This is a genomic window from Actinokineospora sp., from assembly GCF_050699995.1.
Classification (GTDB): domain Bacteria; phylum Actinomycetota; class Actinomycetes; order Mycobacteriales; family Pseudonocardiaceae; genus Actinokineospora.
This window is the reverse complement of the sequence record NZ_JBOHGC010000533.1, coordinates 1-1,981: the sequence shown is the minus strand read 5'-3', so window position 1 is coordinate 1,981 and position 1,981 is coordinate 1. Positions and strand designations below refer to the sequence as shown.

The 1,981-nt window shown below is 72.0% G+C and carries 3 protein-coding genes; 1 reads left to right on the top strand and 2 read right to left on the bottom strand.

Annotated elements, in window-relative coordinates:
• A partial coding sequence (locus tag ACRDSQ_RS26300; protein WP_431424644.1) for a VWA domain-containing protein occupies window positions 1-621 on the top strand: 621 nt, incomplete at its 5' end.
• A 23-nt stretch (window positions 622-644) separates the two neighbouring features.
• Here the strand turns inward: ACRDSQ_RS26300 and ACRDSQ_RS26295 are convergent.
• Window positions 645-1,004, bottom strand: coding sequence for a PPOX class F420-dependent oxidoreductase (locus ACRDSQ_RS26295; protein ID WP_431424643.1), 360 nt, complete (start codon window positions 1,002-1,004; stop codon window positions 645-647).
• A 38-nt stretch (window positions 1,005-1,042) separates the two neighbouring features.
• Window positions 1,043-1,981 (bottom strand): ACP S-malonyltransferase (locus ACRDSQ_RS26290; RefSeq protein ID WP_431424642.1); only part of this gene is annotated, 939 nt, incomplete at its 5' end.

Below are 1,981 nucleotides of genomic sequence, written 5' to 3'. Positions count from 1 at the left end.
ACCCAGCAACTCGCCGCCACGTGGGCCGCGGCCGCGGAGGGCGGGCGGATCGTGACCCTCCTGGTCGACGTGTCCAAGTCGATGGGCGACGACAACGGCGACGGTCGCACCCGGATGCAGTGGGTACGGGAGGCGCTGCACGGGTACGCGGACTACACGGTGTCCGGCTCCTTGGGGCTTTGGCGGTTCTCCCAGGCGCTCGACCGCACGAAGCCATACCAGCAACTGGTCGCGACCGGCCCGATCGGCGACACCCGGACGACCCTGCACCAGGCCGTCGACACCCTGACGCCGACCGGCGCCACCCACCTCCACGAGAGCATCGCCGCGGCCTACCGGGCCGCCACCACCGGCCACATCGCCGACAAGCGCAACGAGATCGTGGTGATCACCGACGGCGGCAGCGACGGCGCGATGACCCTGGCCGAGCTCACCGCCGCGATCAAGGCCGCGCGCAGCGCGAAGAAGCCGGTGGTGATCAGCGTGATCGCCTTCGGCCCGGACCAGAACCGCGCCGCCCTGCACGACATCGCCAAGCTGACCGGCGGCACCGTCTCCACCCTCACCAGCGCGCGCGGCCTGCAGGCGGCCCTAGGCCAACTCGCCGCCCGCCGAGACTGACCCAGCCCTCGGCCCGTCCGTGATCACTGGTGACGGGCGACCTCGGGTCGGACGATCAAGCGAACCCTGGTGCGGACGTCCGGCGGCAGCCCGCCGCCAAGCTCGCGCCCGTACCGGGCGGCCAACCGCCGGAAGAATTCGCCATCGCCGTCGGGAACGATCCGCCGCACGTGACCGCGGATCTCCAGGAAGCGATACGGCAGTTCCGGGTCGTTGACCGACACGGAGACGCGGCTGTCGCGCTGGATGTTGGCGTACTTGACCCGACCGGTCGATGTCGTGAACGACAGTTCGCCGTCCTCCCACAGCATCCACATCGGGTTGACCTGCGGCGCACCGTCCGCTCGGATGGAGCCCACATGACAGAACAGCGGTCGCGTCAACAGATCCTCGTGGCTGCTCGGGACCACTGGGCGCGCCATCAGGCACCGCCACCAACCGCGGCGCCAACGCCACCCAGGTCCTGCGCCACAACGCGATCGACGTCCTCCGGGGCGCGCACCGCGATCGCCCGGACGCCCGGGCGCGCGCGCTCGAGCAGCCGGGTCAGCGGACCGGCGGGCGCCAACTCGATGTGCAGCGCGTCCGGTGATGACTGTGCGGCGATCGCCGCCGCGCACAGGTCCCACCGGACCGCCGAGGTCACCTGGGTGACGAGCCGCTGCCTGAGGTCGGCCGGTCCGGCCACGATCGCGCCATCGCTGTTGCCCAGCATCGCTGATGTCGGCTCCGACAACGGCGCTTCCGCCACGGCACGCGCGAACGGGGCCCGCGCCGTGATCATCGCGTCGGTGTGGAACGCGCCTGCGACGTCGAGTCTGGTGATCCGCGTCCCCGCGGGCGGCTTGGCGACGAACCCGTCGACGCGGTCCACCGGCCCGGCAGCCACGAACTGGTGGCTGCCGTTCCAGTTGGCCACAGCCAGACCCGCGGCATGGATCTCGGCGACGATCGACTCGTCCGGCCGACCGTCACGTCGAGTCGGCCTGACCGCCGCCATCCCGGTCGGGGAGGCCGCACAAGCCGCCGACATGAACTCGCCGCGCGCACGGGCAAGTGTGATCGCCGTCGCCGGTGTCAGGTACCCCGCGCCCGCGGCCGCGGCCAGCTCGCCGACGGAGTGACCGGCGAACAGCACCCGGTCCGGGTCCAGGGACATCCGGTCGCGCAACGACTCCATCGACAACAACGCCGCGGCGGTGATCAGTGGCTGTGCCACGGCGGTGTCGGCCATCGCGGTCGCGTCGCGGCCCGCGTCGAGCAGGTCGAACCCGGCGACGGCGGACCAGTCGGCGAGGAGCGCCCCCGCCTGTGGTGCGGCCGCCACCCAGGAATCGAGCATTCCCGGTCGCTGCGCCCC